Genomic DNA, 13389 nt, shown 5'->3' with positions numbered 1-13389 from the left:
CCCCCTTCGCGGGTCAGGATTCTCAGTGCATGGCCGGTGCGGCCGGGGCGCTGCCCGGCTGCTTGGCGCGGACGAAGAACGATCCGGCCAGGGCGACCAGGCCGATCACACCCGCCACCAGGAACGCCATGTGCAGGCCCTCGACGTCCGGGCTGCCGGTGGAGCGGTCCACACTGCCCACGGTGGCCACGGTGATGAACACCGCGGTGCCGAGCGCGCCTGCCACCTGCTGGAGCGTGGCCAGGATCGCGCTGCCGTGCGAGTAGAGCTGCTCCGGCAGCGAGCCAAGGGACTCGGTCATCAGCGGGGTCATCATCAGGCCGAGGCCGATCATCAGCAGCACGTGGATGCCGATCACCGCGAGCAGCGGCGAACCCGGGCCGAGCAAGGAGAACAGCCACAGCGAGACCGCCATGGACAGCGCGCCGGGGATGACCAGCGGGCGGGCGCCCACCTTGTCGAACAGCTTGCCCACCGGGCGGCCGAGCAGACCGAGCACCAGACCGCCGGGCAGCACCGCGAGGCCGCTGACGAAGGTCGAGGTGTGCAGCACGGTCTGCAGGTACAGCGGCAGCAGGATCGCGCCCGCGCCGATCAGGCAGACGAACAGCAGTGCGCTGAGCACCAGCCCGACCACGAACGAGCGGTGCGTGAACGGCCGCAGGTCCAGCAGCGCCTTGTCCTCGCGCTGCAGGCGCAGCTGCCGCCAGCCGAAGATCAGCAGCGACACCGCGCCGACGAGCACCGAAAGCCACGGCGGCACCGGCGCATGCCCGCCCGCGGACTCACCGCTGGCGGAGAGACCGTAGAGCAGACCGCCGAAACCGAGCGCGGACAGCAGCACCGAGAACAGGTCCAGCGGCACCGGGCGGGTCTCGGTGTGGATGCGCAGCAGAGCCAGGCCGGCCACCAGGGCGCCGACCGCCAGCGGCAGCACGATCAGGAACATCCACCGCCAGCCCAGCGAGGAGAGCACCGCGCCACCGATGGTCGGCCCGACGGCCGGGGCCACCGCGATGACGATGGTGATCGTGCCCATGGTCGCCCCGCGCCGCTCCAGCGGCACCAGGCGCATCACGGTGGTCATCAGCAGCGGCAGCATCATCGCGGTGCCGACGGCCTGCACGACCCGGCCGGTCAGCAGCACCTCGAAACCGGGTGCGATGCCGCAGAGCAGGGTGCCCAAGGAGAACGCGGTCAGCGAGACCGCGAAGACCTGGCGCGGAGTGAAGCGTTCGAGCAGGAAGCCGGTGGTCGGGATGACCACGGCCATGGTCAGCAGGAAGCCACTGGTCAGCCACTGGATCGTGGTGGTGGGCACCTTGAGGTCTACGGTGAGGTCCCGCAGCGCGACGCTCATGATGGTCTCGTTGAGGATCATCACGAACGCGGAGAGGACTAGCACCCCGATCAGCAGACCGGGGCGCGCCGGAGCTTGCTCCGGGCGCGGCGGGGCGGTGGTGGTGCTGGTCGTCATGGGGAGTGCTCCTGGCGGATCCGAGCCTGCGGTGATCAGGGAGGATGGGGAAACGATGGGCGACGGGCCCGGACAGCCCCCCAGCGTCACCTAATTAGGGTAACCGTTCTCCCGATCTGGTTCTTCCCAATTAGCTGACGGCTGAAAGAGGCGCGGATCACAGCGCGGATCAGCGTTTCCCGTGCACAAAAGGATCCAGTTCGGCGGCGAAGGCGGCCTCGCCGACCCGCTGGCCAATGCTCTGGCCACCCGCCACCTGTAGCCCGCGCGGGCAGTGGTTCTCACTTCCGGGCAGGGTGAACTGCCCGATTTTCCGCCCGGTCCGGGCTTCGAGCACGGTGAAGCTGTAGCGGGCCGGCACGATGTCCACCGCGCGCGGCCGTTTGGTCTCCTGGTCGGCGCAGTCGCAGGTGCCGGTGCGCTGGGTGCCCGCCGGGGTGGGCAGGAACGCGCAGACCACCAGGGTCACCCGGTTCCGGTCGAACTGGTCGGACATGGCCGGGTACCACCGCCGGGGTAGCAGTGGGGCGCCCGGACTCAGCGTGCTGACCAGCCAGCTTCCGCTGGGCAGCGCGGCCACGGTGGCCAGGTGCGGGCCGGGACCGCGGTACTCGGGGCTGCGCGGGTTGTACGGGACGCCGTCGTAGCACCACTGCCGTTCCGGCACGGTCTCGGTGGGCTGGGGTTTGCCCGAGGTGGGTGCTGCCACAGCTGTGGTGGCAGGCGGCGGGGGCACGCAGCCGGGGAACAGCAACAGCACGCAGACCACCGCCGCGACCCGGGCGGTCGTCACGATCTTCATCCGAGGATCGCACCACGGCTGGTGTGGTGGGTGTCCAGGGTTGGCAGGGTCCGGCCAGTCGAACACAGTTTTGAGCGAGTGCTCAATTATGTTGTACGGTGGTGCCATGAAGATCGTGCTGCCCGGGGGAGCCGGGCACATCGGCGGATTTCTGGGTCGTGCGCTGGTCGCGCTTGGCCATGAGGTGCTGGTGCTGAGCCGGCGTCCCGCGCCCGCGCCGGGGATCGAGTGGCTGCACTGGGACGGTCGAACGCTGGGGCCGTGGGCCGAGCGGATCGACGGCTGCGACGCGGTGATCAACCTGGCCGGGCGCAGTGTGAGTTGCCGCTACACCGCGGCCAACCTGCGCGAGATGATGGACTCCCGGGTGCACTCCACCCGCGTGGTCGGCGAGGCCATCGCCCAGGCTGAACGGCCGCCGGCGACCTGGTTGCAGATGAGCACCGCCACCATCTACGCGCACCGGTTCGACCAGGCCAACGACGAGACCACCGGCGAGATCGGCGGCGGCGAAGCAGGAGTGCCGGACTACTGGGCCTACAGCGTGCGGATCGCGGAGAACTGGGAGGCGGCGCAACGGGAATCCGTCACCCCGGACACCCGCCAGGTCGCGCTGCGCACCGCGATCGTGATGAGCCCGGAACGCGGCGGCGCCTTCCACGTGCTGCGGCGGCTGACCCGGCTCGGCCTGGGCGGCCCGGTCGCCGGCGGGAAGCAGTACGTGTCCTGGATCCACGGCCAGGACCTGGTCCGCGCCGTGTCCTTCCTGCTGGAGCACCCGGAGCTGACCGGCCCGGTCAACCTGGCCGCGCCCAACCCGCTGCCGCACCGGGACCTCATGCGCGCACTGCGTGCGGCACAAGGGATCCCGGTGGGCCTGCCGGCTGCGAAGTGGATGACCGAACTGGGTGCGTTCGCCCTCCGCTCCGACACCGAACTACTGCTGAAAAGCAGGCGGGTGGTGCCAGGACGCCTCCTGGAGGCGGGTTTTCGCTTCGACTTCCCGGACTGGCCCGCCGCGGTGGCGGACCTGCTGGGCCGGGAACCGCGTCACCACAACGCCGTGATGCCGTAGGTGGCCGCGGCCACCGCGGCCGAACCGGGCAGGGTCAGCACCCAGCCCTTGGCGATATCGGCCGCCACCGACCAGCGCACCGCCGAACGCCGGGTGGTCGCCCCGACGCCCATCACCGCCGAGGTGATCACGTGCGTGGTGGAGATCGGCGCGGCGAAGACGAACGCGGTCAGGTACAGCACCGAGGAGGCGGCCAGTTCGGCGGCCAGACCGTGCGGCGGGGTCAGGTGGAAGATCCGCCTGCCCAGCGTGCGCATGATCCGCAGGCCGCCCGCGTAGGTGCCGGCGGCCAGCGCCAGCGCGCAGGCCACCACCACCCAGAACGGGACGTGGAAACCGACCTGCTGACCGCCGATGACCAGCGCCAGCACGATCACGCCCATGCTCTTCTGCGCGTCCTGCAGGCCGTGGCCCAGCGCCAGGCTGGACGCGGAGACGATCTGCGCCCGGCGCATGCCGCGGCCGACCTTGTGCGCGTTGCCGTTGCGGAAGGCCCACATGATCCCGGTCATCACCAGGTAGCCCAGGGTCAGCCCGACCAGCGGTGAGACCACCATCGGCACCACCACCTTGATCAGCACCCCGGACCAGTGCACGTTGGTGGCCGAGGCCAGCGCCGCGCCGACCAGGCCGCCGATCAGCGCGTGCGAGGAGGAGGACGGCAGCCCGAAGTACCAGGTGATCAGGTTCCACACGGTGGCCCCGACCAAGGCGGCCAGCACCACCCGCAACCCGTGGTCGCCGACCGGGGTGTCGATCACCCCGGAGGCCACGGTGACCGCGACCGCCGTGCCCAGCAGCGCGCCGATCAGGTTCATCACCGCCGCCAGGGCCAGGGCCGCGCGCAGGGTGAGCGCCCTGGTGGACACCGCGGAGGCGATGGCGTTGGCCGCGTCGTGGAAACCGTTGGTGTAGTCGAAGGCCAGTGCGAGCACGACCACCACCACAAGCATGGTGGTGAGCATCAGGATTCCTTGACCGCGATGGTGCGCACCACGTCGGCGACGTGCTCGAAGGCGTCCGCGGCGGCCTCCAGCTGGTCGACGATCTCCTTGAGCTTCATGACTTCCAGGGCTTCCAGCCGCCCGTCGTAGAGTCGGGAGAGCAGTCGCCGGTAGGCCTTGTCCGCCTCGTTCTCCAGCGAGTTGATCTCGACCCAGTAGTCGGTGAGCCCCTGCGGGTCGGCCAGCCTGGGCAGCGCCTCGGCGGTGAGCTGGGCGGCCCGGCTGAGCAGCTCGACCTGGTCGTCCACGCCCTCGGGCAGCACGTCCACCCGGTACAGCATGGTCAGGTCGACCGCGGCGTCGATGTCGTCGACCACGTCGTCGAGGCGGATCGCGAGGCGGTAGATGTCCTCGCGATCGAAGGGGGTGACGAAGGACCGGTCCAGGTGCTCGATGATCGCGTGCGTGGCACGGTCACCGACGTGCTCCAGCTCGTGCAGGCGCTCGGCCAGCTCGGCGCGCCGCTCATCGGGCGCGCGCACGAACTCCCGCAGCACGTCCACGCTCGCGGCGATGTTCGAACCAGCTTCGGAGAACAGCTCGAAGAACCGCCGACTGGTGGGCTTCCGGCTTAGTCGCATTGTTGGTCAGCCACCCCGTCGTGGTTGGTGCTTGGTCATGCGCGCAACTTAATACGCGGTATCCGGCGGGTTCCGCGTGGGTTAACGGGAGCTGTCCGAGTGCTGGGCGAGCAGTCGGGCGAGGTCCCGGGCGGGGGCATCCGCGATCTTGTCGGCCTGTGCGGCCAGGGCCCAGCGGTTGGGTTCGTCGGCCGGATTCCATTTGTCCGCGGTGTCCAGATGGTGCCGGGTCAGCCGGGCCAAAGCGGCCTGGCAGGCGGCCTCGCCGTCGGTGATGAGGGCCTGGGCGCGGGCGGCGCGGCGCAGTGGTCCGCGCAGCCGGTAGCGGCCCTCGGCCACCGGCTCCAGCAGGTGCGCCTCGACCAGGGCGTCCAGGAGGTCTTCGGTGCTGGCCGGGTCGGCGTCCAGGAGGGCCGCGGCGGCGGGCAGGGTGGTGCTGTCGCCGTCGGGCACGGCGAGCAGCCGCAGCGCCCGGCCCTGGTCGGCGGGAAGCGCTTGCAGGGTGGCGGCGTAAGGATCCTCGGCCGATGGCACGGCTGGGGCGGTGAGGCGGCGGACCGCGGTGGCCAGGCTCCAGTCCGGGCGGGCGGCCAGCCGGGCGGCCACGTTGTGCAGCACCTGGGGCAGGCCGTCGGCGTGCGCGAGCAGGGCCCGCACCGACTCGGGGTCGGTTTCCAGACGGTCCGCGCCGATCGTGCGGGCCAGCAGTTCCCGCTGCTCTCCCGGGTCGAGGCCGGGCAGGGTGTGCCAGCGGGCGTGCGCGAGGCCGTGGAGGCGTTGCCGCGCGGTGAGCAGCACCGCGGGGCCGCCGGTGCCGGGCAGTACGGCGCGCACCTGGTGGTCCTCGATCGCGTCGTCCACCACCAGCAGGATCCGCCGCCCGCAGGTCAGGGTGCGCCACAGCGCGGAGCGTTCCGTCCGGTCCGCGGGCACCTCGGTGACGCCGAGCGCGTGCAGCAGCACCGGCAGCGGACAGGGCGCGGCCCGCAGGTACACGTAGAACTGCCCATCCGGGAACTCCGCGGCCACCTGGTGCGCCAGGTGCACGGCGGCGCTGGTCTTGCCGATGCCGGGCGCGCCGGTCAAGGCGTGCACCGGCACCCCGCCCTCCAGCGGCCGCAGCTCGCCGGCGATCCGGGCCAGCAGCGCCTGGTGGCCGGTGAACTCGGGCAGGTCCGGCGGTAGCTGCATGGGCAGGCGGGCGCGTTCGGCCGAGGACAGCGGGCGCACCGGGGTGGGTCCGGTCAGGCCGGGGTCGGCGCGCAGGATGCGGCGCTGCATCTCGCGTAGTTCCGCGCCGGGGTCCAGGCCCAGTTCGTCGGTGAAGCGGCGCACCGCGTCCTGGTACAGCTCCAGTGCCTCGGCCTGCCTGCCGGAGCGGTAGAGCCCCAGCATGATCAGCATCCGGGCGCGTTCCCGCAGCGGCTCCTCGATGATCAGCGGGGTGAGCGCGGAGACCGCCTCGACGTGCCTGCCCAGCTCCAGGTCGGCCGCGGCCAGGTCCTCCACCGCGGTCAGCCGCAACTGCCGCAACCGTTCGCGTTCCCGCTCGGCGTACTCCCCGCGCACCCCGGCCAGGGGCAGGCCCTGCCAGAGCGCGAGCGCGGCCCGCAGCGCGGTGGCCTCGGCCTCGAGTTCGCCGGTGCGGCGGGCCTCGCGGGCGGCGGAGAGCTGCTGCTGGAAGTCGGCCAGGTCGAGCTGACCGGGTTCGGTGGCCAGCGCGTAGCCCCCGGCCACCGACCGGATCACCGAGGCCGGCCGGGCATCGCCGAGCGCGCGGCGTAGCCGGGAGATGTAGGAGCGCACCATCCCGCCGACCGCCGGCGGCGGCTGAGCACCCCACACCGCCTCGACCAGCACATCCTGGGTGGCCACCGCGCCCTCGTGCAGCAACAGCACCCCCAGCAGCGCGCGTTGCTGCGGCGCGCCCAGATCGGTCTCGGCCCCGTCCAGCCAGGCACGCACCGGACCCAGCAACTCGAACCGCAGCCGTCTGCTCACCGCCCCCACCCTAGGCCCGATCGGCCTAGTGCCCGGCCCCGCCGCCACCGTCGACTTGGGCAAAGTGGTACGCCCAATTGGGCCAACTTGGCGTACGACTTGGGCCAACTGGGCGGCGGGGTGGGTTGGTGACCGGGTCTGGAGCTGGGCGTCAACAAGTCGTTCGCGGGGAGTGTGCACGTGGCTGGTCAGGTGGTCGGCATGACAGCGACCGAGTACACCGCCGCCGTGACCGTGACCGGCGAGGGCCGCAACGGCGGCCGCGCCGTGGCAGCCGACGGCGCCCTGGACGTCCGTTTCGCCATCCCGAAGGAGCTGGGTGGCGCGGGTGGCGCGACCAACCCCGAGCAGCTGCTCGCCGCGGGCTGGGCCTCCTGCTTCCTGGGCGCCACCCGCCGCGCCGCCACCGCCGCCAAGGTGCCGCTGAAGGATCTCGCCGTGGTGGCCGAGGTGACCCTGCACCACGACGGGGCTGGCTCGTTCACCCTCAGTGCCGCCCTGCACCTGGAGGTCACCGGCATCGACCAGGACACCGCCGAGCAACTGGGCCGGGAGGCCCACCAGATCTGCCCTTACTCGAAGGCACTCGGCCCGACCATCCCGGTGACCATCGACGCCACCGTCGCCTGAGCCGCCGCGCTCAGCCGGCCGTCGCCGCGGCCGGCTGGGCCCCGAACCGGACAACCGGCAGTCTTGTTCACTTCCGCTTTGTGGCAGATCTGGTGCGAATCGGGGTAGGGGTGGTGTAAGGCAGCCCACCCTTTGTAGGTTCCCTACAAAGCGACGGCCCCGGCATGCGCGATCCGGGACATAGGTTCGCGCGACTCGGATCCAGCAGGGTATGTACTCGGTGCAGGCGACGCTCCGGGACCCGGACGTCGCCTTCCGCACGCGCGTATTTGGGAGGCTCTGCCGGTGTTCAGTCGTGTCGCCATCGTCAACCGTGGAGAGGCCGCGATGCGGCTCATCCACGCCGTCCGGGATCTCTCGGCGGAAACCGGGAAGCGGATCGAGACGGTCGCGCTCTACACCGACGCCGACCGCAACGCGACCTTCGTCCGGGAGGCCGATCTCACCTACCCGCTCGGCCCGGCCGCGAACCGCCCCTACCTCGACCTGGCCGTGCTGGAGCGCGCGCTGGTCGAGTCCGGCGCGGACGCCGCCTGGGTCGGCTGGGGCTTCGTCGCCGAGGACCCGGCCTTCGCCGAACTCTGTGCGAAGGTCGGCGTCACCTTCGTCGGCCCCAGCGCCGAGGCCATGCGCAAACTCGGCGACAAGATCGGCGCGAAGCTGATCGCTGAGGAGGTCGGCGTGCCGGTCGCGCCGTGGAGCCGCGGCGAGGTCGCCACCCTGGAAGACGCGCTGCGCGCCGGGGACGAGATCGGCTACCCGCTGATGCTCAAGGCCACCGCGGGCGGCGGTGGGCGCGGTATCCGGATGGTCGCCTCCGGTGAGGATCTGGCCGAGGCCTACGAGCGCACCAGCCAGGAAGCGTTGCGCTCCTTCGGTTCCGGCGTGGTGTTCCTGGAACGCCTGGTCACCGGGGCGCGGCACGTGGAGGTCCAGGTCATCTCCGACGGGGAGACCGCCTGGGCGCTGGGTGTGCGCGACTGCTCGGTGCAGCGGCGCAACCAGAAGATCATCGAGGAGTCCGCCTCCCCGCTGCTGTCCCCGGCACAGACCGCCGAACTGAAGGCCTCCGCCGAGCGGCTGGCCGTGCGGGTGGGCTACCGCGGCGCCTGCACGGTGGAGTTCCTCTACCACCCCGGCGAGAAGCTGTTCGCCTTCCTGGAGGTCAACACCCGGCTCCAGGTCGAGCACCCGATCACCGAGATCACCACCGGCACCGACCTGGTCCGCCTCCAGCTGCACGTGGCCGGTGGCGGCAAGCTCGAAGGCGAGCAGCCCGCCGAACTCGGCCACGCGGTGGAGGCCCGGCTCAACGCCGAGGACCCGGACCGCGACTTCGCCCCCGCCCCCGGCCGGATCGCCCGCCTGGTGCTGCCCGCCGGACCCGGCATCCGGGTGGACACCGGCGTCAGCGAGGGCGACACCATCCCCGGTGACTTCGACTCGATGATCGCCAAGATCATCGCCTACGGCCAGGACCGCGAGCAGGCCCTCGGCCGGTTGCGCCGGGCCATGGCCGAGACCACGGTGATCATCGAGGGCGGCGCGACCAACAAGAGCTTCGTGCTCGACCTGCTCGACCAGCCCGAGGTGATCGACGCCAGCGCGGACACCGGCTGGATCGACCGGGTGCGCGCGCAGGGCCGCCTGGTCAACCACCGGCACTCCGCCATCGCACTGGCCGCCGCCGCCATCGAGGCATACCTGGACGAAGAAGAGGTCGGCCGCCAGCGGCTGCTCTCCACCGCGCACGGCGGCCGCCCGCAGGTCCAGCACGAGGCCGGTCGCCCCCTGGACCTCAAGCTGCGTGGCGTCGGCTACCGGGTCTCGGTGGCCCGCACCGGCCCGAACCGCTTCCGCGCCGGCATCTCCGGCGGCGGCGACGTGCACACCGCCGAGATCGAGGTGGAGCGCTTCGACGAGCACTTCGGCCAGATCGTGGTCAACGGCCGCCGGTTCCGGCTGGTCTCGGCCACCCACGGCCCGATCCACCTGGTCGAGGTCGACGGTGTCACGCACCGGATCAGCCGCGACGAGGGCGGCGTGGTCCGCGCCCCCGCCCCCGCGCTGGTGGTCGCCACCCCCCTGGCCGCCGGTGACGAGGTCGAGTCCGGCGCGCCGATCCTGGTGCTGGAAAGCATGAAGATGGAAATGGTGCTGCGCGCGCCGTTCCGGGCCAGGGTCCGCGAATGCCCGGTGTCGGTGGGCAGCCAGGTCGAGACCGGCACCCCGCTGCTGCGCCTGGAGCCGCTCGCCGAGGAAGGCGCCGAGGAAGCCGCCGCCGAGGAGACCGGCACGGTCGAGATCGACCTGCCCACCGAGCGCTCCGGGGTTTCCGCGGCACACCGGGCCGAGCGCGGCCTGCAGGACCTGCGCAGCCTGCTGCTGGGCTTCGACGTCGACCCGCACGACAACGGCCGGGTGCTGGCCGACTACCTGGCCGCCCGCGCCGAACTGGGCAGCAGGCCGCTGCCCGGCGAGCTGGACCTGCTCACCGTCTTCGCCGACCTCTCCGAGCTGAGCCGCAACAAGCCGGGCAACGAACTCGAGGTCGAACCGCACAGCCCGGTGCACAGCCCGCGCGAGTACTTCCACAGCTACCTGCAAAGCCTGGACGTGGAACGGGCCGGGGTCACCGAGGACTTCCAGGCCAACTTGCGCCGGGTGCTCGGCCACTACGGCGTCACCGACCTGGACCGCACCCCGGAGCTGGAGGCCGCGGTCTTCCGGATCTTCCTTGCCCAGCAACGGATGTCGGTCGACGTCGCGATCGTCTCCGAACTGCTGCGCCAGTGGCTGGCAGGCGCCGCGCCGCTGGAATCGCTGCGGGAAAGTTCCGGCCTGGCGCTGGAACACCTGGTGCAGGCCACCCAGGTGCGCTTCCCCGCGGTGTCCGACCTGGCCCGCGGCGTGGTGTTCCGCTGGTACGCCCAGCCGCTGCTGCGCCGCACCAGGGCCAAGGTCTACGCCGAGATCCGGGACGAACTGCGCCACCTGGACCGCAACCCGGACGCCGCCGACCGCGCCGAGCGGATCCAGGCCATGGTCGCCTGCTCCGAACCGCTGGTCCGGCTGATCGGCCAGCGCATCGGCCGCCCCGGCCGCGATCACGCGCCACTGCTGGAAGTCCTGACCCGCCGCTACTACGGCAACCGCGGCCTGTCCGAGGTCACCGCCACCGACACCGCGGGCTGCCGGTTCGTCACCGCCGAGCACACCGGGGACGACGGCGCGGCCCGGCTGGTCACCACCGCGGTGGACATCGCCGCGCTGCCCGAGGCCATCGCCGCCCTCGGCGGATTCGCCAACGGGGTGGCCGAGCACGCGCTGGTCGCCGACCTCTACGTCACCTGGGAGGACCAGCCGGACGCGGACGCGATGGCGGTGCGGCTGGGCGAACTGCTCGCCGCGCACCCGCCGCCGGTCGCGGTCCGCCGGATCACCACCACGGTGGCCGGCACCAGCGGCGCGGTCATGCACCACCACTTCACCTTCCGCCCCGAGGCCGACGGGTTCGCCGAGGACCGGCTGATCCGCGGACTGCACCCGCAGATCGCCCAGCGGCTGCAGCTGGAGCGGCTGCGTGAGTTCGACCTCACCCGGCTGCCCTCGGCCGATGAGGAGATCTACCTGTTCAAGGCGGTGGCCAAGAGCAACCCGGCCGACGAGCGGCTGATCGCGATGGGCCAGATCCGCGACCTCACCCCGCTGCGCGAGTCCGAGGGCCGCCTGGTCGCGCTGCCCGCGGTGGAGGACGGCGTCAACGCCTGCCTGGGCGCGATCCGCAACATCCAGGCGCAGCGCCCGCAGAACAAGCGCTTCGACACCAACCGGATCATGATGTACGTCTGGCCCTCCACCGAGCTGGCCACCGACGAGCTGAACCAGCTGGTGCAGCGGATCCTGCCGACCGCGACCGGCGCCGGGCTGGAGGAGGTCCAGTTCCTGGCCCGCCGCCGCAAGTCCAGCGGCGAGCTGACCGAGGTCTCGGTGCGGATCACCCTGGACCCTGGCAACGGCGCGCGGCTGCACGTGGGCGAGCCGGACACCGAACCGGTGCGGCCGCTGGATGACTACCGGCAGAAGGTGCTGCGCGCGGCCCGCCGCGGCAACACCTACCCGTACGAGCTGACCGACCTGCTCGCCGGGCCCACTGGCGCCTTCGTCGAGCACGACCTGGACGAGCAGGGCGTGCTGGTCCCGGTGGAGCGGCCCAAGGGCAAGAACTCCGCGGCGCTGGTGGCCGGTGTGGTGCGCACGCCGACCGAGCGGGTGCCCGAGGGCGTGACCCGGGTGCTGCTGCTGGGCGACCCGACCAAGGCACTCGGCGCGCTCTCGGAACCGGAGTGCTCGCGGATCATCGCCGCGCTGGACCTGGCCGAGCGGATGCAGGTCCCCCTCGAATGGTTCGCGCTGTCGGCCGGTGCGCGGATCTCGATGACCTCGGGCACCGAGAACATGGACTGGGTGGCCGCCGCGCTCAAGCGGATCGTGGAGTTCACCCAGGCCGGTGGCGAGATCAACATCGTGGTCGCCGGGATCACCGTGGGCGCACAGCCGTACTGGAACGCCGAAGCCACCATGCTCATGCACACCAAGGGCATCCTGGTGATGACGCCGGATTCGGCGATGGTGCTCACCGGCAAGCAGTCGCTGGACTTCTCCGGTGGCGTCTCGGCCGAGGACAACTTCGGCATCGGCGGCTACGACCGGGTGATGGGGCCCAACGGCCAGGCGCAGTACTGGGCGCCGAACCTGCCCGGCGCGCGCGATGTGCTGATGGGGCACTACGACCACACCTATGTGGTGCCGGGCGAGACCGCGCCGCGCCGGGCGGTCACCGGCGACCCGGCCAACCGGGACGTCACGCCGTACCCGCACGCGATCGTGGACAGCGAGTTCAAGACCGTCGGGGAGATCTTCTCCAGCACGCACAACCCGGACCGCAAGAAGCCGTTCGACATCCGCACCGTGATGCGGGCGCTCTCCGACCAGGACCACCCGGTGCTGGAGCGCTGGGCGGGCATGGCCGACGCGGACACCTCGGCGGTGCAGGACGTGCACATCGGCGGCTGGCCGGTCTGCCTGATCGGCATCGAGTCCAAGTCGGTGCCGCGCCGCGGTTTCCCGCCCACCGACGGCCCGGACACCTACACCGCGGGCACCCTGTTCCCGCGCTCGTCCAAGAAGACCGCGCGGGCGATCAACTCCGCCTCGGGCAACCGGCCGCTGGTGGTGCTGGCGAACCTGTCCGGCTTCGACGGCTCGCCGGAGTCCATGCGCAAGCTGCAGCTGGAGTACGGCGCGGAGATCGGCCGGGCGATCGTCAACTTCGAGGGCCCGATCGTGTTCTGCGTGATCTCCCGCTACCACGGCGGCGCGTTCGTGGTCTTCTCCAAGGCGCTCAACCCGAACATGACCGTGCTCGCCCTGGAGGGCTCCTTCGCCTCCGTGCTCGGCGGCGCGCCGGCGGCGGCCGTGGTGTTCTCCGGCGAGGTCAACAACCGCACCGCCACCGACCCGCGGGTAGTCGAGTTGCAGGCGCTGGTCTCGGCGGCCAGTGGCGCCGAACGGGCCGGGCTGACCACCCAGCTGGCCGAGGTGCGCTCCTCGGTCCGGGCGGAGAAGCTCGGCGAGGTAGCGGCGGAGTTCGACCGGGTGCACAGCATCCAGCGCGCGGTCGAGGTCGGCTCGGTGGACGCGATCATCAGCGCCGCCGAACTGCGGCCGCGGATCATCGAGGCCATCGAACACGGCATGAAGCGCTGAACCCCGTCCCGGCAGCCGACCGCGCGGTCGGCTGCCGGTGCGTAGCTTTG

At 71.7% G+C, this 13389-nt stretch carries 8 protein-coding genes; 3 read left to right on the top strand and 5 right to left on the bottom strand.

Annotated elements, in window-relative coordinates; translation table 11 throughout:
* Nucleotides 1–22: 22 nt before the first annotated feature.
* Both MZC64_RS14660 and MZC64_RS14655 read right to left on the bottom strand, forming a co-directional pair.
* The gene (locus tag MZC64_RS14660) at nt 23–1477 is read right to left on the bottom strand and encodes an MDR family MFS transporter (RefSeq protein WP_247756627.1); all 1455 of its coding nucleotides are present in this window, start codon (nt 1475–1477) and stop codon (nt 23–25) included.
* Between the two features lie 169 nt (nt 1478–1646).
* Nucleotides 1647–2279 carry a hypothetical protein gene (locus MZC64_RS14655; RefSeq protein ID WP_247756628.1) on the bottom strand — a complete coding sequence of 211 codons (633 nt, stop codon included), beginning with the start codon at nt 2277–2279 and terminating at the stop codon, nt 1647–1649.
* Between the two features lie 106 nt (nt 2280–2385).
* Between MZC64_RS14655 and MZC64_RS14650 the strand changes: the two genes are divergently transcribed.
* Nucleotides 2386–3354 (top strand): TIGR01777 family oxidoreductase, encoded by a 969-nt coding sequence (locus tag MZC64_RS14650; protein ID WP_247756629.1) that lies wholly within the window; start codon nt 2386–2388, stop codon nt 3352–3354.
* On the opposite strand, the gene MZC64_RS14645 is transcribed toward MZC64_RS14650, so the two are convergent.
* From MZC64_RS14645 to MZC64_RS14635, 3 genes are all read right to left on the bottom strand, one after another.
* A complete protein-coding gene (locus MZC64_RS14645) occupies nt 3330–4319 on the bottom strand; it encodes an inorganic phosphate transporter (RefSeq protein ID WP_185005361.1) in 990 nt (329 codons plus the stop codon). The genes MZC64_RS14650 and MZC64_RS14645 overlap by 25 nt on opposite strands.
* Complete coding sequence (locus tag MZC64_RS14640) at nt 4319–4939, bottom strand: DUF47 domain-containing protein (protein ID WP_247756630.1); 621 nt, start codon at nt 4937–4939, stop codon at nt 4319–4321. Before MZC64_RS14640 ends, MZC64_RS14645 begins: the two co-directional genes overlap by 1 nt.
* 81 nt (nt 4940–5020) lie before the next feature.
* The gene (locus MZC64_RS14635) at nt 5021–6940 is read right to left on the bottom strand and encodes a BTAD domain-containing putative transcriptional regulator (RefSeq protein ID WP_247756631.1); all 1920 of its coding nucleotides are present in this window, start codon (nt 6938–6940) and stop codon (nt 5021–5023) included.
* Nucleotides 6941–7141: 201 nt separating this feature from the next.
* Here MZC64_RS14635 and MZC64_RS14630 point away from each other — a divergent pair, with 201 nt between their 5' ends.
* The gene (locus MZC64_RS14630) at nt 7142–7570 is read left to right on the top strand and encodes an Ohr family peroxiredoxin (RefSeq protein WP_247756632.1); all 429 of its coding nucleotides are present in this window, start codon (nt 7142–7144) and stop codon (nt 7568–7570) included.
* Nucleotides 7571–7855: 285 nt separating this feature from the next.
* Nucleotides 7856–13339, top strand: a complete 5484-nt coding sequence (locus MZC64_RS14625; protein ID WP_247756633.1) for a biotin carboxylase N-terminal domain-containing protein — start codon at nt 7856–7858, stop codon at nt 13337–13339.
* The last annotated feature ends 50 nt before the right edge of the window (nt 13340–13389 follow it).

It is taken from the genome of Crossiella sp. S99.2, assembly GCF_023094165.1.
Taxonomy (GTDB): domain Bacteria; phylum Actinomycetota; class Actinomycetes; order Mycobacteriales; family Pseudonocardiaceae; genus Crossiella.
The sequence above is the reverse complement of the archived record's forward strand: the minus strand, read 5'-3'. Positions and strand labels throughout refer to the sequence as shown.

Coding starts and splice junctions, on each gene's coding strand:
- MZC64_RS14660 (WP_247756627.1), bottom strand. CDS start 1,477: ATGACGACCAGCACCACCACCGCCCCGCCGCGCCCGGAGCAAGCTCCG.
- MZC64_RS14655 (WP_247756628.1), bottom strand. CDS start 2,279: ATGAAGATCGTGACGACCGCCCGGGTCGCGGCGGTGGTCTGCGTGCTG.
- MZC64_RS14650 (WP_247756629.1), top strand. CDS start 2,386: ATGAAGATCGTGCTGCCCGGGGGAGCCGGGCACATCGGCGGATTTCTG.
- MZC64_RS14645 (WP_185005361.1), bottom strand. CDS start 4,319: ATGCTCACCACCATGCTTGTGGTGGTGGTCGTGCTCGCACTGGCCTTC.
- MZC64_RS14640 (WP_247756630.1), bottom strand. CDS start 4,939: ATGCGACTAAGCCGGAAGCCCACCAGTCGGCGGTTCTTCGAGCTGTTC.
- MZC64_RS14630 (WP_247756632.1), top strand. CDS start 7,142: ATGACAGCGACCGAGTACACCGCCGCCGTGACCGTGACCGGCGAGGGC.